Consider the following 17,495-nt stretch of genomic DNA (forward strand, 5'->3'; position numbering starts at 1 on the left):
ATGAGTGGGATGGGGTATCTCACTCATTTTTCGTTTACTCGTACGGATTTAACAACAATATCAACATTAGAAATTCATATTTATTAATCCCGATAAGGATTGACTTCCTTTTTCACTATTAACTTCCGGTGGCCACACTGAGAGATCAAAAGGAAAGTCTGAGCCTGGAACGACTTTATCTTTTCCGACTGTTTTTATTAACAAATCTAAACTATTTGAATTCCATAATACCGTATCATACCAGAAACGTTTTGCGTATTCAGATGGTGCTGCACTTAGATTTGATGATACATCTTTCCATTGATCATATCCTTTATCCATTCTTCCTAACTGATATGGAAGGAAGCCTCCTCCATGAGCAAAGACGATTTTTATGTCTGGGTATTTGTCAATGAGTCCACTTAAAATGATATCTGTTGCAGTCACGGTTGTTTCCCAAGGTACCCCAATTAAATTCGGCATTTTTTTCGACTTAATTCTAGGATCTGTGCTTAAAAGTGGATGAATAAAAAGAATCGCTTTTAATCGGTTGGCCTCTTCAAATAAAGGAGTGAAGAAGTTATCAGATAGGAGTTTCTCTCCTAATCCTGGGCCTATGATAGCTCCCTTTAAACCCTGATTCATTGCTTCGTTTAAAATAGTTGCAGCCTTTTCAGGTGCAGTTAGTGGTAAGGTTCCAAGAGCAGAAAAACGATCAGGTGAATTGCCTACAATTTCTGCTAAAGAAGAATTATAGATTTGTGAAACCTCTGTAGTTATTTCCGGGCTAAAGTCGTACATAAATAATTGGGGGATAGGTGATAAAACAGAATGAGTAACACCAACATCAACAGATTCTTGTTTATATAAGGTTAAATCGTAAAATGCTGGTTTTAATTCAAATCCCCATTTTCCATTTACAGTTAAAAACTTATGTTTATCAGGTAATTTCTTTTCCCACCTTGCGTGGACTGTTTTTTTATGATCTTGTAACCAAGTTAAAACGTGATTAGGAATAAAATGTGTATGAAAATCGAACAACTATCCTTACCTCCTCATTAAAACATAATTGTTATTTATCATTCTATACTAAATTTTTGCAAAAAAAAGAACATAGTTGCGTATAGAGGAACTGGAAGTTGAAACTGGAATTTTTCATTGGTAACTTTAATTTAGATAGATTGATATATTTTTTATTAGGGGGGAAGCGCTTGCGGATGGAAACGAAAATAAAAACGATTCATTGCCGACATTTTATTAATGGCCAGTTTACTGATTCTCAGAATCTAAAAACTTTCCAAAATATTAATCCTGCAACAGAACAATTAATTGGTACGGTCGCTCAAGCAGGGGAAGAAGAAGTAAATTATGCTGTTGCAGCTGCGAGAAGAGCTTTAGATGGTCCGTGGAAAGATTACACACTACAGGAGCGTTCGAGGATTCTTAGACGAATTGGTGATCTGATTTTAGAAAGAGTAGAAGAACTAGCGTATTTAGAGTCATTAGATACAGGAAAGCCATTATCCTTGGCGAAAAAAATAGATATTCCTCGAGCAGCATATAATTTTCATTTTTATGCGGATTACATGATCTCAATAGGAAATGAAGCTTATCAACAAGATAAGAAAGCGTTTCATTATTCCTATCGACATCCAGTTGGGGTAGTTGGACTGATTAAACCATGGAATTTACCGTTACTCCTTTTAACATGGAAGTTAGCCCCAGCGCTTGCTACAGGAAATACAACCGTTATTAAACCTTCTGAGTGGACACCATTAACTGCTACTGTATTAATGGAAATTTGTCAGGAAGCGGGGTTGCCTAATGGAGTAGTTAATTTAGTTCATGGTTATGGTGCGGATTCTGCTGGTGAAGCAATTTCTAAACACCCGGATGTTGATGCGATCTCATTTATCGGTGAAGTGAAAACAGGTAAGGCAATTATGAAATCTGGTGCGGAATCATTGAAAAAGCTGTCATTTGAATTAGGAGGAAAAAATCCGAATATCATTTTTGCGGATGCAGACGTTGATGAGGTAATTGAAACTACGATTAAATCAAGTTTCATTAGCCAAGGTGAAGTTTGCTTATGTGGATCCCGAATTTATGTAGAACGACCAATTTATGAAGAATTTGTCAGGAAGTTTGCTGAACGAACAAAAGAATTAAAAGTAGGGAATCCGTTGCATGAAGATACAGATATTGGCGCTCTAATTAGTAAGGAACATTATGAAAGCGTTATAAATTACTTGGCAATTGCTAAAAACGATGGTGGAGAAATAGTAACAGGTGGGGGCCGTCCGGAAGATTTAGATTCAGGTTATTATATCGAGCCGACCATTATTACTGGACTAGAAAGAACCTCTCGTTGTATTCGCGAAGAAATTTTCGGCCCAATTGTAACCATTACCCCATTTGATATGGAAGAAGAAGTGATTATGCAAGCAAATGATACCCATTATGGTTTAAGTGCCACCATTTGGGCGAATGACATCAAACGTGCTCATCGTGTAGCACAATCCATTCGAGCTGGGATTATCTGGGTGAATACTTGGTTCTTAAGGGATTTACGAACGCCATTTGGAGGAACGAATCAAAGTGGTATTGGAAGGGCCGGAGGAATGCATAGTCTTGATTTTTATACTGAGTTATCGAATATCACAATTAAACTATAAAAAATTTAGGGGGTTATTCACATGACTATTGAATTGGCAGCATTGGTTCCACATGTACCTAGTATTACACATGAGGAGAAAGTTCCTGAGTTTCAAAGAGAAATGGTAAATGCGATGAAAAAGATAAGTAAGGAAATCGATAAAATTAAGCCAGATGCCATTATCCTTGTTTCTTGTCATTGGCCATCTACTTTCTTTCACTATGTTGATTGTACACCTGTTCATAAAGGTTCCCTAACAGCGACAGAAGCACCTGACTTAATTAAGGATGTTCCTTATTACTTCCCAGGGGAACCAGAATTAGGAAATCAGTTAGTAGAAGCAGGAGTAGCAGCAAATCTAGAAGTTCAAGGTGTAGATGATCCTTACTATGTTTGGGATTATGGTAGTGTTGTACCACTCCGCTACTTAACACCAAAAGAGAATATTCCAATTGTGAATTTATCCGTAACCTTAGCGGCAAGTTTAGAAGAAACAAATAAATGGGGGCAAGTTATCGCTAAAGTCTTAAAAGAAAGCGATAAGAAATACGTCTTCCTTTCCAGTGGTGCTTTATCCCATAATCTAGTGAGAGGACGACATAATGTTCCAACTGTTTCTGAACATGCATTGGATAAACAGTTTGTTAATTTAGTGAAAAAGAAAGACTATGAATCTGCTTACAATATGCTTCCGGAGTATGCAAGAATGGCAAGAGTAGAATCCGGTGGCCGCCACATTGCAATGCTATTTAGTATGCTTGATAAACGATGGATACCAAGCTATTTAGCAGATGGTCAATCATCTGGAAGTTGGAATGCATTAATTACATTTGCTGAAAAGGATTACTCTCACCTAGCTGAGTCACCTAAGATTGTCCTTGCATAGATGAGAGGATAATTAGCTTTATAGGGAAATCATAGTAAAGGAGAAGTTTTAAATGCGTACAAAAGTAGGGATTATTGGAGCAGGACCTGCGGGGTTAATGTTATCTCACCTTTTACATTTACAAGGGATAGATTCTGTTATTCTTGAAAAGAAATCGAGAGAACAAATTGAAAGTACTATTCGTGCAGGTGTGTTGGAACAAAGTACAATGGATTTATTAAATGAAACTGGTGTCGGCGAGCGTATGATGAAACTTGGTGATCCTCATAAAGGAATCGAATTTCAATTTAATAAGAAACGTCATCGCATCGATTTTGAAAAGCTTACAGGTGGAAAGAAAATTATGGTTTACCCACAACATGAGGTATTAAAGGATTTAATCGCAGCACGCTTAAATACAGGAGGAAGGATTCTATTTAATTCTAAAAATGTAAGCCCTTTCGATATTGATGCGAAAGAGCCAAAAATAAGATTTGAGTATGACGGGGAAGAACAAGAATTGATTTGTGACTTCATCGCAGGTTGTGATGGATACCATGGACCAAGTCGTAAAGCAATACCAGAGGAGCTTTTAAAGGAATCTGAATTTGTCCACCCGTTTGGATGGTTAGGTATTCTAACAGAAACACCACCAGCCAATCCAGAGTTGATCTATGCGTATCATGAACGCGGGTTTGCCCTTATAAGTACAAGGACACCAGAAGTACAGCGCTATTATTTGCAAGTGGATCCTAATGACGATATTAATAACTGGTCTGATGAGCGGATTTGGTATGAGATACACGCACGAGTGGATTTAGATGATTGGAAAATTGAAGAAGGACCAATATTTCAAAAGAATATTGTGTCGATGAGAAGCTACATTTGTGAAACGATGCAACACGGACGTTTATTCCTTGCTGGCGATGCAGCACATATTGTACCACCAACTGGAGCGAAAGGATTGAACCTTGCGATAGGGGATATCCGCGTATTAGCAGAAGTACTTAAATATTTTTATGAAACAGGTAGTGAGCGAGCACTTGAACAATATTCTGAGGTATGCGTACGCCGTGTATGGAGAGCCCAACGATTTGCAAGTCTGATGACGAATTTGCTTCATCATCATGATCAGAAATCAGACTTTGAAAATGGAGTGCAACTTGCGGAATTAGAATATATTTCTTCATCAGAAGCGACATCTAAAACAATAGCTGAAAATTATGCGGACTTAAAAGTGGAATTTCCTAAAGTGCCAAATTATGTAGAGTAAATGTTAATAATAATCTGCTACCATAAATGGTGGCAGGTTAACCTTAAAAAACGTAGTCGTACACTCATAGTTTATTGAATATTGCCAATATTCAGTTAATGTATGAAACGGATTTATATAGAAAGGAGTAAGAATATGATCAGAACAAGGTTGAAATGGATATCCGTTTTTATTTTTACTATGGTTGGTCTCATCGTGTTAGCCGGATGTTCTGCTAGTTCAGTGAAAGAAAGTGAAAGCGTCACACTTAATTTTGGTAGCATGGATGGTCCACCACACGTACAAAATGCAGTTACTTTCCCAGCATTTGCTGAAAAAGTGGAACAGTTAACAGACGGAAGGGTAGACTTTCGCATGTATATGGGTGGTTCGTTAGGAGGGCCAAATGAAACGCTCGATAATATTGTAACTGGCTTAATGGATGTTGGGAGAGGAATTCACGGATACAATGCTGGAAGGTATCCAGTGCAGTCTGTGCTAAATCTTCCTTTTATGGCAGAGGGTACTGGTGAAGAGTTAAGTATCGTTGCCCAGAAATTATATGACACGTTTCCGGAAATACAAGATGAGTACTGGGATGTAAAATCTTTATGGATTCATGCGGCAGATCCGTATGCAATTATCACAAAGGGTAAAGCAGTTCGTAGTTTTGAAGACGTTAAAGGACTTCGGTTAAGAACGCCATCTGAAGAAGGTAGTCAAATGCTAGAGGCGTGGGGAGCAACTCCTGTATCGATGGGGGCACCAGATATTTATGATGCGATTCAAAAAGGAGTTATTGATGGTGGGGTTCTACCAATTGCAGCAATCAAAGACTTTAATTTAACGGATCTCGTAGATTATGTAACGATAGGTTATTTTAATACGAATTTATTCTATGTTTCTATGAATGAAAATAGTTGGGAAAAATTCACTACAGATGAACAGAAATTACTAGAGGAAGAATTGCTTGGATTACCGATGGCAGCTTTAGCGGGAAGAACGTTCGACGAACAAAAAGAAAAAGCAGTAGAGGAATCAAAAGCAGCGGGGGTAGAATTCATCGAGCTATCGGAAGAAGAAGTGAATAAATTTAAAGATGCATCCCAACATGTTGCCGAAAACTGGATTAACAGAATGGAAGAGCGAGGGATTCCAGGACAAGAAATTTATGATGAAGCAGTTCGTTTAATAGAAGAAATCAATGAATAGAAAGGAGTTTGGGAGAATGAGTCCACAATTAAATGAAGAAAAACAACTAAATGCTACGATTGATCAAACGTCCAGTCTGGTCAAATTTACAAGGGCTTTAGAAAAAGTTACAGTTCATTTAAATGATGTATTGCACAAAATTTCTAGTGTCTTATTGATGGCGTTAATGTTTTTAACAACAGCCGATGTAGCTGGAAGATTTTTTTTCAACGCTCCAATTATCGGAACTTATGAGTTAACAGGTTTATTACTTGCTTTAATGATCTTTTATAGTTTAGGCGCAGGGCAACTAAAGAAAAATCATATTGAAATTGACTTCTTCACTAGAAAAATGTCTGCTAAAAGCCAACACATTCTTTATAGCATATCGTCATTCGTATTATTTATTCTACTATGTTTAACAACATGGCAACTATATGAGTATTCTGTAAGGGTTTGGATTGGCGGGGAAACAAGTGGTGACCTTGGTTTACCATTGTATATCTTCTCTGGCCTTACGATTATTGGTTCTTTCTCATTTGCACTCACATTATTATTGGATGGCTTTAACTCTCTATTAAAGGTGGTGAATCCAGATGAGTCCTGAGGTGACAGGGGTTTTAGGTATTATATTATTACTTGTTCTTATATTCCTACGAGTTTCTGTTGGTCTATCCTTATTTTTGATTGGATTTTTAGGAGTATCTTGGATAACAGACGGTACAGTAGGTTTAGCACAATTATCAATGGCGGCGTTTGGGACGTCCAATGACTATGGGCTAAGTGTTATTCCATTATTTATCTTAATGGGGATGTTCTTGTCCTATTCTGGATTAGGAAATGATTTATTTAGCTCAGTAAATACATGGTTTGGAAAATGGCGTGGAGGCCTTGCGATTGCTACAATCGGTGCCTCATCTATATTTTCATCTATTTCGGGATCTTCCAATGCAACGACCGCGACGTTAGCAAGGGTTAGTATACCGGAAATGGATAAGTATAACTATAAGACAACTTTTTCTACAGCAGCTGTAGCAGCAGGTGGTACGTTAGGGGCGTTAATACCACCAAGTGTCCTATTAATTATATATGGTGCACTAACCAATGTGCCAATAGGTCCATTATTAATCGGTGGATTTATTCCTGGGATCATGTTAGCTATTTTGTTTATTCTTTTAATCCATCTACAAGTTAGACTAAAACCTTCCATAGCGCCAGTCAAAGCGGAATCGGTATCGTTGGGAGAAAAGTTTGCCTCACTAAAATCCATTTGGCCATTTCTACTAATCTTTCTTATTAGTATTGGTGGTATATACATGGGTGTATTTACCCCAAGTGAAGCGGGTGGAATTGGAGCGTTTCTAGCATTTATCGTAACGATTATTATGAAACGATTAAATATCAAAGGTATGGTAGAATCCCTTGATGAATCTTTACGATTATCCGTGATGATTTTTCTAATCTTTATTGGTGCGAATTTATTTGGGAGTTTCCTAGCTTTAAGTCGGATACCCGCGCATCTTACCAATGCGGTCGTATCCATGGATGTATCACCATATGTCATTCTAACGTTAATTTTATTCGTTTATTTATTCTTAGGGATGTTCTTAGAGGGTATTGCGATCATGACATTAACATTACCAATCGTATTTCCAATAATCACTTCGTTAGGATTTGATGGTTTATGGTTTGGTATTATCATGGTATTAATGATTAATATCGGTGTGCTGACCCCACCACTAGGACTAAGTGTGTATATTATTAGTGGTGTGGTGAAGGATGTTCCGATCGAACAAATTTTTAAAGGTGTTTTACCGGCAATTGGGGTCATGATTATCTTTTTGATTATCTTAATTATCTTCCCTGGTATTGTAACGTTTTTACCATCTTTAACAGGATAAATGAAAAAGAACAGGCTAGTCTTTCACGCACGGACTAGCCTGTTCTATTATACCCTTGAACGCTGTCTAAAGTATCGTTCATCATACCCTAAACGCTCGGATGCATCTTTTGCTGCGTTTACTACTTTATTTATGATATCAGGAATTTTACCTTCCTTCATTCGTTGAATCGGTCCTACAACAGAAATGGAACTAACTACTTTTCCTGTGTAATCCCGTATTGGTGCAGCAACAGATCTTGTCCCAACTGTTAGCTCTTCTGTACAAATCGAATAACCTTGCTTTCGGATTACTTCCATTTCTCTTCTCAGTTTGTTTGGATCCGTTATCGTATTCTCGGTATAAGAGACTAATCCTTTTTCGATGACCCTTTCTAAAATATTATCGTCATTAAATGCCAGTAATACTTTACCAGATCCCGTGCAAAAAGAGGGGTTGCGTCGACCAATATGCGTCAAGATACGGACAGGATGATGACACTCCTCTTTATGAATATAAATGGTATCTAGTTCATCCAAAATAGATAAATGTGCAGTTTCACCAGTATCATTCACTAATCGATTGAGAACAGGGGCGGCTTCATTATGAATCTCTAGGTTGTTCGTTACAATTCCTCCAAGTGTTAAAACCGATAACCCTAACCGATAATCTCGCGTTCCTTCATCCTTGATTACAAATCCTTCACTAGCAAGCGTAGAAAGGAGTCTACTAACCGTACTTTTTGCTAAACCTAATTCCTCAGCAAGATCACTTACTTTTTGTGTTGGTTCAAATGTGGAAAAGCTTTTTAGTATTCGTAATGCATTTTTAACAGATGAAAGGATTTGTGGATCACTATTCTTCTTTTTCATCATTTCTCCTCCAATACATGTTCTGTCTATAAGAACAATCATTTTTTGTGAAACTCATGATGAAATGCTATTTTTATCAATCCTTGGTAACGGTTACTTTTTATTATACTATAAATAATCCAAATTTTTTAACTATTGTTGCGTATAGAGGAACTGCGACCTTTTTAATTCCACTTTTCGATTTTATAATGAATTTGTAAAGAAAAGATAACTGTTAAGCGATGAAATAAGAAATATGTTAGGGAGGAATTTTACATGCAAACGACTGAACAAAAGGTAGAGATTAAACCAATTAATTGTTCCCATTATATTGGAGGGAAATACGTAGAATCAAAAAGTGGAAAAACCTTTAAAAATATCAATCCTGCAACAGAGGAAGTTATAGGGTTAGTTGCGGAAGGAGGAAGAGAAGACGTTAATGAGGCGGTAGAAGCAGCGAGAAAGGCATTGAAAGGTGAATGGGGGAACATGCCAGTTCGCAAGCGTTCTGCTATTATCCGTAAAATTGGGGATTTAATTTTAGAAAGAAAACAAGAGTTAGCGACACTGGAAACATTAGATACCGGTAAACCAATATGGTTGTCAAACAGCGTTGATATTGAAAGAGCGGCATACAATTTTCATTTCTTCGCGGATTTTATGACAACAGTTGGCAATGAATCTTATCAACAGGATGATATTGCGATTCATTATTCTGTTCGTCGTCCAGTTGGAGTGGTTGGATTAATTAATCCTTGGAACCTACCATTACTACTAATGACTTGGAAATTGGCTCCAGCACTTGCGGCGGGAAATACAGTAGTTATGAAACCATCAGAAGTAACACCAATGACAGCGACTGTTTTAGCACAAATTTGTACAGATGCAGGTGTACCAGAAGGTGTGGTTAATATGGTACATGGTTTTGGAAATACAGGTGCCGCCCTTACATCTCATGATGATGTAGATGCCATTGCTTTTACCGGGGAGACGGTTACTGGTAGTGCTATTATGAAATCTGCTGCACCAACTTTGAAGAAATTATCTTTTGAATTAGGAGGAAAAAACCCAAATGTTATTTTTGCGGATGCAAATTTAGATGATGTAATTGAGACTACATTGAAATCAAGCTTCATCAACCAAGGGGAAGTGTGTCTTTGCGGGTCAAGAATTTATGTAGAACGTGCTATCTATGATGAATTTTTAGAGCGTTTCGTTGCAAAAACAAAAGAATTAAAAGTTGGCGATCCCTTTGCTGAAGATACAAAAGTCGGAGCACTAGTAAGTGAGGAACATTATAATAAGGTGCTTAGCTACTTAGCTATTGCAAAAGAAGAGGGAGGTACCTTCTTAACTGGTGGTAAGAAAGCGGATATGGAAAAAGGTTTCTATGTAGAGCCAACGATTATAACCGGTTTGGGAAGAGATTCTCGTTGTGTACGTGAAGAAATCTTTGGTCCCGTTGTAACCGTTCTTCCATTCGATACAGAGGAAGAGGTCATGGAACAAGTTAATGATACGCATTACGGATTAAGTGCAAGTCTTTGGACTGGCGATGTAAAACGTACGGCAAGATTATCTGCACAAATTGAAGCGGGAATGGTATGGGTCAATACATGGTTCCTACGTGATTTACGTACCCCATTTGGTGGTGCGAAGCGTAGTGGAATTGGCCGTGAAGGTGGAGCACATAGTTTTGATTTCTATTCTGAAATAACGAATGTCACGCTAAAACTATAGGAGGATCCAGATGAATATAGAAACGACAGCTAAAACAGAAAGTCATGCCAAACATTTAGCAAGTGCATGGAGTAATGGACAAGGGGTTCAGCCAATTACAGAGCTGGATCCTGACATTTCCATTGATGAAGCGTACCAAGTGCAATTGCACACGATTAACAGATATTTGCAAAATGGGAAACGTATTACAGGTAAAAAAATCGGATTAACTTCTAAAGCAGTCCAAGAAATGCTTGGAGTTGGGGAACCGGATTATGGACATTTATTAGATGATATGCATGTGGAAAATAAAGGTACCGTACCTTTTAACCGTGTTCTTCAACCAAAAATTGAGGGCGAACTTGCTTTTATCTTAAAAGAAGATTTAGTTGGTCCAAATGTCACTTCTTTAGATGTGTTAAAAGCGACAGATGTCATTGTGCCAGCAATTGAAATCGTTGACAGTCGGATTAAAGACTGGAAAATCACTTTAGCAGATACGGTTGCCGACAATGCATCATCAGGACTTTATGTGCTTGGAGAAACATTTAAAAAACCGGCAAATTTAGATATTAAGCAAATTGGAATGGCTTTATATAAGAATGGCGAACTTCAAAACACGGGAGTTGGTGCGGCAGCATTAGGAGATCCTGCGAAATGTGTTGCTTGGTTGGCTAATAAACTAGCAAACTACGGGATTACGCTTAAAGCTGGTGAAGTTATTTTATCCGGAGCATTGTCTGCCATGGTAGAAGCAAAACCAGGCGATCATTTTTATGTGAAATTTGCTGAATTAGGTTCCGTGGAAGTTTCATTTTCAGAGTAAAGAGGAGGGATGAACATGAGTAAAGTAAAAGTTGGAATTATCGGTTCTGGAAATATCGGATCCGATTTAATGGTGAAATTAAGAAAATCCGAATTACTAGAAGTTACAACCATGATGGGAATTGATGCGACATCAAGAGGGATGAAACATGCGAAGGAAATCGGTTTGGAAGTGTTTGATAACGGGATAGACGGTTTACTAGATAATCCTAATTTAGTAGATATTATTTTTGATGCGACAAGTGCTAAAGCGCATATCGCTAATGCGGAAGTGGCTAAAAAACTAGGAAAACAAATGATAGATTTAACCCCAGCTGCAATAGGCCCATTTATCGTTCCAACAGTAAACCTAGGTTCTCATTTGGATGCAGATAATGTGAACCTCATTACTTGTGGAGGGCAAGCGACGATTCCTATTATCCATGCGATTAATCAAGTGGCGCCAGTCGAGTATGGAGAAATTGTTGCAACGATTTCAAGTAAGAGTGCAGGCCCCGGTACACGAGCGAACATTGATGAATTCACCGAAACGACAGCAAAAGGGATTGAACAAGTAGGAGGGGCGAAAAGAGGAAAAGCAATTATTATACTAAACCCTGCCGAACCACCAATCATGATGCGTGATACGGTTCATGCGATTGTAGATCCTAGGGCTGTTGATGAAAAGGCAATTACGGATTCTGTTGTACAAATGGCAGAAAGAGTACAGTCTTATGTTCCAGGATATAAATTACGTACAGATCCAATTTTTGATGGAAATAAAGTAACCGTGTTCATAGAAGTGGAAGGTGCAGGACACTATCTACCGAAATATGCAGGGAACTTGGATATTATGACATCTGCAGCAGTGAAAGTAGCGGAAGAATTTGCGAAAAGTAGATTGAACGTCACAACGAAATAAGTAGCGGGGAGGAGGATGAATATGTCCAATTTAAAAATTACAGAAGTTGCATTACGAGATGGAAGTCATGCGATTAGTCATCAGTTTACAGTAGAACAAGTAACATCCATTACGAAAGCGTTAAATGAAGCACGTGTTCCTTATGTGGAAGTAACACATGGAGACGGACTTGGAGGATCTTCTTTACAATACGGGTTATCAAGGACGGACGAATTAAAATTAATCGAAGCAGCAGTTGGCGTTGCTGATTTTTCTAAGATTTCGGTATTGCTGTTACCGGGAATCGGTACTATTGAGGATCTAAAAGTTGCTGAAAATCTTGGAGCAAAAATGGTAAGGGTTGCAACTCATGTAACGGAGGCGGATGTTTCCAAGCAACATATTGAAACGGCAAAAGAATTAGGGATGGAAACAGTTGGATTTTTAATGATGAGTCACATGGCACCAGTGGAAAAACTGGTAGAACAAGCGAAATTAATGGAAAGCTATGGTGCGGATGTCGTTTATGTAACCGACTCAGCTGGAGCACTACTTCCGCATGAGGTAAAAGAAAGAATCAAAGCACTCAAACAAGAGTTGTCTGTGGAAATTGGATTCCATGCTCATAACAACCTTTCCCTTGCGATGGGGAATACATTAGCTGCAATTGAAGAGGGTGCTACCCGGATTGATGGTAGTGTTCGTTGCCTAGGAGCGGGTGCTGGGAATACTCAAACAGAAGTATTGGTGGCTGTTCTTGAAAAAATGGGAATTGATACGGGAATTGACCTTTACAAGATGATGGATCTTGCCGAAAATATCGTGGCACCGATTTTACCACAGCCACAAGAAATTACAAAAAATAGTTTAACATTAGGCTTTGCGGGTGTTTATTCTAGTTTCCAAGTACATGCAAACCGTGCTGCAAAGAAATTCAACATTGACTCCCGCGATATTTTAGTAGAATTAGGAAAACGAGAAGTGGTCGGTGGACAGGAAGATATGATTATCGATGTTGCGGCGGAATTAGCGAAAGCAAAATCGTTGGTTTAATACAATCAGGAGGCTGAAAATGGTTACTAAAATGGATACACATTTAATTAAGGAACTTGCGAATTATACACATGGCGCAGAAAAAGAAAAAAGAGAGATTACAAAAATTACTGCTGATTTGTACCCAGAGCTTTCAATTGAAGAGGCATATTTAGTCCAGGAAGAATTAGTAAGACAAAAGCTAGAAGAAGGAAAGAAAATTGTAGGACCGAAAATGGGTATTACGAGTGAAGCGAAAATGAAACAAATGAATGTGGATGATCCGATTTATGGTTATGTTTTTGATTACATGGTAGTTAATGAAGGGGATTCTATCTCGATATCAGACTACATTCATCCAAAAGTAGAGCCTGAGATTGGGTTTGTTTTATCAAGGGATTTGGAAGGTCCGAATGTAACAGCATTAGATGTTCTTGCCGCAACAGAATATGTATTCCCAGCAATTGAGATTATTGATAGTCGCTATGAAAATTTTAACTTCACATTGCCAGACGTTATTGCAGATAATACATCTGCAGCAGGAGCGGTATTCGGTACCACTTTGAAAAGACCTGACAATTTGGAATTAGATGTAGTTGGTGTAACACTATCGATTAACGGTGAAATTAAAGCTTTAGGTGCTGGTGCTGCAGTACTTGGTCACCCAGCTAATTCGGTTGCTAGACTAGCAAACATGTTAGCAAAAAAAGGGGAAAAAGTAAAAGCGGGAGAACCAATTTTAACAGGTGGACTTACAGCGGCTGTTATGTTATCTCCTGGTGATTTCGTAAATGTAAAAGTTGGTGGGATTGGTGATGTTTCTTTCTTTGTGAAAGAATAATTAACTATCAAGATAGGAGGGATTGATTTGCCAATCGTTCAAATTTCTATTATGGAAGGTAGACCTCAAGAAAAAATTGATGCTCTGTTGAAAAATGTAACCACTGCGGTAAGCGAATCACTGGATGCACCGAAAGAAAATGTTCGTGTTGTTGTAACGGAAGTACCGAAAACACATTGGGCTATAGGTGGTACAAGTGCTAAGAATTTAGGTAGGTAGTTGAGAGATGGGGAGATTCTAATGTAGGGTCTCCTATCATGGTAACTATTTGTAATTTATCGGTAGAAACTTTAGAGTGTTGCGCATAGAGGAACTACTGGGTTTTTATTACTTGTTTAACCATTATAATCGAATCAAGCAGTTTAATTAACTTTTGAAAATTAATGAAAACGTTATCAAATGATTGAAATTTTATAATAAGGGGGAATTTAGAATGGAAAAGGAATTGAAAAAGTTTGATGTTGCACAATTAGCTCACGTGGAAATCCTACTCCAGATCCAGATGGCACACTATGGTTCTTTAAAGAACTATTAGGTATGCAAGAAACGGCTAGAGATGGGCAATCTGTTTACCTTCGTGCTTATGAAGACTTTTATCATCATACATTAAAAGTGACGGAAAGAAATGAGCCTGGTTTAGGTCATATTAGCTGGAGGGCTAGTTCTAAAGAAGCTTTAGAGAGACGTGTGAAGGAACTAGAGAAATCAGGAGCGGGTAAAGGTTGGATTGATGGTGACCTAGGTCATGGTGCAGCATATCAATTCGTTACTCCTGTTCCGGTGCGCCGACTTGATCATGTGAACTTAATGTCTAGTGATGTAACAAGAAATAAGAACTTTATGATGGATGAACTTGGTTTTAGATTAAGAGAGCATGTAGTAAGAAATGATGGGTCAGAAATTGGCTCTTGGTTAAGTGTTAGCCCGCTCGTTCATGAGTTGGCGTTTATGGGTGATGCATCAACTTCAGAGCAAGGCCTTGGGAAACTTCACCATGTTGCATTCTGGTACGGATTTCCACAACATTTACACGATCTTTCGGAAGTACTTACTGAAAATGGAATTCAAATCGAAGCTGGTCCATTAAAACATGGGGTATCCCAAGCAATGTGTATGTATGTCATTGAACCAGGTGGTAACCGTGTTGAACTGTTCGGGGATTCTGGATATTTAATCTTTGATCCAGATTGGAAACCAGTAACGTGGACAGAAGAGCAAGTAGAAAGAGCGATTATTTTCTATGGAGAACCGTTGCCGGATACGTATTTTAAATATGGGACTCCGAATGTGCAAGCGCCTGTGGTTAATAAATAGGAATTTTAGAATGTCTTCTTCCTTGGTGGGAGGGAGGCATTTTTTGTTTAGGCGGTTCTGGAAGGAGTGTAAAGAGTTAATACAGAGGGGATTTTAGGTTTTAAATAATATTTTATAAAAACTGTTAAACTTTATTAAAACTCCTCCGATAATAATAGTGTAGACGTCAGGAAGATGTTTACAATGGCCTAACGTTAGGAAACACCGGTAATTTCAAGTAGAAGTCTTCAAGAAATCCTTTTTTGAAGCAAATTTTATTTTGGTAGTAATTCCATTTGATGGAGTTATTATAAATTTAAAGCGAGACACAAGGACGTGACTTGCTAAAAACAAACACATGGAGGTAGAAAAAATGAGAATTAATCACAATATTGCGGCGCTTAATACTTATCGTCAGTTGGGTGCGGCAAACAATGCACAATCTAAATCAATGGAGAAATTATCTTCTGGGCTTCGTATTAACAATGCAGCAGATGATGCGGCTGGTCTAGCTATTTCTGAAAAAATGCGTGGACAAATTCGTGGATTAGATATGGCTTCTAAGAATGCTCAAGACGGTAAACTAGAAATGCCGCTCTAAACAGTAATGTCTAGATGAAAACTTCGTGAATTCGGTGGAACCCCAAACCAGCTTATGTGGATGGTGGGCAATACCGAGCCAAGCCTAATGAATCGGTAAACTAGTAGTTAGGAAGGTGTGACGGTCAGGTGGTGAGGAACCGTACCAATAACCCACCCACGAGCGCGGGGCATCCTATTGGGATGAAGATATGACCTGAACTTTATGGAAACATAAAGAAGTAGAGGATAAAAAACCACTGCGATAACATATTTGATTTCATTAATCCAAACAGCTGAAGGAGCTTTAAACGAAACACACTCTATTCTTCAACGTATGCGTGAGTTAGCTGTTCAGTCTTCAAACGACTCGAATACCGATACTGACCGCGCAGAGCTTCAAAAAGAAGTTAACCAATTAGCAAGTGCATTAAATGATATCTCTAAAGATACTGAATTCAATACAAAGAAATTGCTTGATGGAGAGTTTGAGGGAACATTCCACGTTGGCGCCAATCAAGGGCAAAACCTAAAAGTATCGATTGGGGATATGAGTGGTAATAAATTAGGGGTTGCTGATAAATATACTACTAACAATGATGGAACTAAACTAACAGCAGCTGGTGGAAAAGAATTAAATTATCAAGCTGCAGTAGCTGAACAGTCATATACAGCTTCAACTGATAATGGAAAGGCTAAAATTATCACTCTTGCAGATAATTCTAAGGCAACTTGGCAAGCTGAAGAAAAAGACGAAGATGGTAACGTAACTAAAGCGGCGGGTTATTACAATGGTAATGATTTAGTTCTCGCCGCCGATAAAGCGCTTGATGATAGTGCTACCGGCACGATTAAAGGAACTGAAGCAGGGTACTACGATAGTGACAACAAACTTGTTCTTCAAGCTGATGAAAAACTTGCTGAAGGTGATACGGTTACAGTAGGTATTAACATTTCAAATCAAAAAAGCGCAGATAGCGCGATTACAACAATTCAAAGTGCAATCGACAATGTATCTGCTGAGCGTTCTAAATTAGGTGCTGTGCAAAACCGTTTAGACCATACTATAAATAACCTAAACACATCTTCTGAAAACCTAACTGCTGCGGAATCTCGTATCCGTGACGTAGATTATGCTTTAGCTGCTTAGGCAGTGACAAGCACAGTCGTCCTAGCTGGTAACGGCTAGAGATTATAATCGGGTGAATTGCTGGAAACCCCTTAGAGCTTTTCTTACCACAACGCAGTTGGAAACGGCAAGCGTGAGGGTTTAAAAAAAGAAAAGATATGGGCAATCAGCAGCCAAGCTCCTGTCTCGAAAGAGTGGAGAAGGTTCAACGACTAGGATAAACCGTCTAAAGGCTAAGCTTATGATGATGAAATCCATAGGTGAAACAATGACCATCAGAATTGTGAAACCGAAGTGCCCGACCCTTACTAGATTGCTAGAAGGTGAAGATATAGTCTAGTCATTTATGAAAGTAAATGTTCGCACGATGGCGAAAGAAATGATGGAACAAACTAAGAACTCAATCTTAGCACAAGCATCACAAGCAATGTTGGCTCAATCTCAACAATTACCTCAAAATGTTTTACAACTTTTACGGTAATTATTGAAAGGGCGTCTTATCTAGTAATGGATAAGAGCATCA

At 38.3% G+C, this 17,495-nt stretch carries 16 protein-coding genes and 2 pseudogenes; 16 read left to right on the top strand and 2 right to left on the bottom strand.

The window, feature by feature from the left end:
- Positions 1 to 66 precede the first annotated feature (66 nt).
- Positions 67 to 1,020: an amidohydrolase family protein gene (locus tag MHI02_RS07940; protein WP_204798159.1), complete on the bottom strand. Its 954-nt coding sequence runs from the start codon at positions 1,018 to 1,020 to the stop codon at positions 67 to 69.
- 176 nt (positions 1,021 to 1,196) lie between these two features.
- On the opposite strand from MHI02_RS07940, the gene MHI02_RS07945 reads away from it, so the two are divergent.
- From MHI02_RS07945 to MHI02_RS07970, 6 genes are all read left to right on the top strand, one after another.
- Positions 1,197 to 2,654 (top strand): aldehyde dehydrogenase, encoded by a 1,458-nt coding sequence (locus MHI02_RS07945; protein ID WP_341166104.1) that lies wholly within the window; start codon positions 1,197 to 1,199, stop codon positions 2,652 to 2,654.
- 21 nt (positions 2,655 to 2,675) lie between these two features.
- Entirely contained in the window at positions 2,676 to 3,521 is an 846-nt protein-coding gene (locus MHI02_RS07950) for a DODA-type extradiol aromatic ring-opening family dioxygenase (RefSeq protein WP_341165829.1), read from the top strand.
- A 52-nt stretch (positions 3,522 to 3,573) separates the two neighbouring features.
- Positions 3,574 to 4,773 (top strand): 4-hydroxybenzoate 3-monooxygenase, encoded by a 1,200-nt coding sequence (locus MHI02_RS07955; RefSeq protein ID WP_341165830.1) that lies wholly within the window; start codon positions 3,574 to 3,576, stop codon positions 4,771 to 4,773.
- 135 nt (positions 4,774 to 4,908) lie between these two features.
- Positions 4,909 to 5,964, top strand: a complete 1,056-nt coding sequence (locus tag MHI02_RS07960; protein ID WP_257457322.1) for a TRAP transporter substrate-binding protein — start codon at positions 4,909 to 4,911, stop codon at positions 5,962 to 5,964.
- A 16-nt stretch (positions 5,965 to 5,980) separates the two neighbouring features.
- Positions 5,981 to 6,550 (top strand): TRAP transporter small permease, encoded by a 570-nt coding sequence (locus tag MHI02_RS07965; protein WP_216883769.1) that lies wholly within the window; start codon positions 5,981 to 5,983, stop codon positions 6,548 to 6,550.
- On the top strand, positions 6,540 to 7,844 hold the full coding sequence (locus tag MHI02_RS07970; RefSeq protein WP_216883770.1) for a TRAP transporter large permease: 1,305 nt from the start codon (positions 6,540 to 6,542) through the stop codon (positions 7,842 to 7,844). The genes MHI02_RS07965 and MHI02_RS07970 overlap by 11 nt, the downstream gene beginning before the upstream one ends.
- 47 nt (positions 7,845 to 7,891) lie before the next feature.
- Here the strand turns inward: MHI02_RS07970 and MHI02_RS07975 are convergent, their stop codons facing one another.
- Positions 7,892 to 8,695, bottom strand: coding sequence for an IclR family transcriptional regulator (locus MHI02_RS07975; RefSeq protein ID WP_257457325.1), 804 nt, complete (start codon positions 8,693 to 8,695; stop codon positions 7,892 to 7,894).
- Positions 8,696 to 8,950: 255 nt separating this feature from the next.
- Between MHI02_RS07975 and MHI02_RS07980 the strand changes: the two genes are divergently transcribed.
- The 10 genes and pseudogenes from MHI02_RS07980 (at position 8,951) to MHI02_RS08025 (ending at position 17,453) form a co-directional block, all read left to right on the top strand.
- On the top strand, positions 8,951 to 10,414 hold the full coding sequence (locus tag MHI02_RS07980) for an aldehyde dehydrogenase (protein ID WP_216883772.1): 1,464 nt from the start codon (positions 8,951 to 8,953) through the stop codon (positions 10,412 to 10,414).
- Positions 10,415 to 10,424: 10 nt separating this feature from the next.
- Positions 10,425 to 11,219, top strand: coding sequence for a 2-keto-4-pentenoate hydratase (locus MHI02_RS07985; protein WP_341165831.1), 795 nt, complete (start codon positions 10,425 to 10,427; stop codon positions 11,217 to 11,219).
- 15 nt (positions 11,220 to 11,234) lie between these two features.
- The gene (locus MHI02_RS07990) at positions 11,235 to 12,119 is read left to right on the top strand and encodes an acetaldehyde dehydrogenase (acetylating) (protein WP_204798168.1); all 885 of its coding nucleotides are present in this window, start codon (positions 11,235 to 11,237) and stop codon (positions 12,117 to 12,119) included.
- Positions 12,120 to 12,140: 21 nt separating this feature from the next.
- Positions 12,141 to 13,151, top strand: a complete 1,011-nt coding sequence (gene dmpG, locus MHI02_RS07995) for a 4-hydroxy-2-oxovalerate aldolase (protein WP_204798169.1) — start codon at positions 12,141 to 12,143, stop codon at positions 13,149 to 13,151.
- 31 nt (positions 13,152 to 13,182) lie between these two features.
- Complete coding sequence (locus MHI02_RS08000; RefSeq protein ID WP_204798182.1) at positions 13,183 to 13,971, top strand: 2-keto-4-pentenoate hydratase; 789 nt, start codon at positions 13,183 to 13,185, stop codon at positions 13,969 to 13,971.
- Positions 13,972 to 13,998: 27 nt separating this feature from the next.
- Positions 13,999 to 14,190, top strand: a complete 192-nt coding sequence (locus tag MHI02_RS08005) for a 4-oxalocrotonate tautomerase (RefSeq protein ID WP_204798170.1) — start codon at positions 13,999 to 14,001, stop codon at positions 14,188 to 14,190.
- A 318-nt stretch (positions 14,191 to 14,508) separates the two neighbouring features.
- The gene (locus tag MHI02_RS08010) at positions 14,509 to 15,285 is read left to right on the top strand and encodes a VOC family protein (protein WP_341165832.1); all 777 of its coding nucleotides are present in this window, start codon (positions 14,509 to 14,511) and stop codon (positions 15,283 to 15,285) included.
- Between the two features lie 352 nt (positions 15,286 to 15,637).
- Positions 15,638 to 15,844, top strand: a pseudogene (locus tag MHI02_RS08015) (flagellin N-terminal helical domain-containing protein); the annotation flags it as partial.
- A gap of 276 nt (positions 15,845 to 16,120) precedes the next feature.
- Positions 16,121 to 16,981, top strand: a pseudogene (locus tag MHI02_RS08020) (flagellin N-terminal helical domain-containing protein); the annotation flags it as partial.
- Between the two features lie 370 nt (positions 16,982 to 17,351).
- The gene (locus tag MHI02_RS08025; protein ID WP_341166105.1) at positions 17,352 to 17,453 is read left to right on the top strand and encodes a flagellin; all 102 of its coding nucleotides are present in this window, start codon (positions 17,352 to 17,354) and stop codon (positions 17,451 to 17,453) included.
- Positions 17,454 to 17,495 lie beyond the last annotated feature (42 nt).

Source organism: Oceanobacillus sp. FSL K6-0118 (assembly GCF_038006665.1).
Taxonomy (GTDB): domain Bacteria; phylum Bacillota; class Bacilli; order Bacillales; family Amphibacillaceae; genus Oceanobacillus; species Oceanobacillus caeni.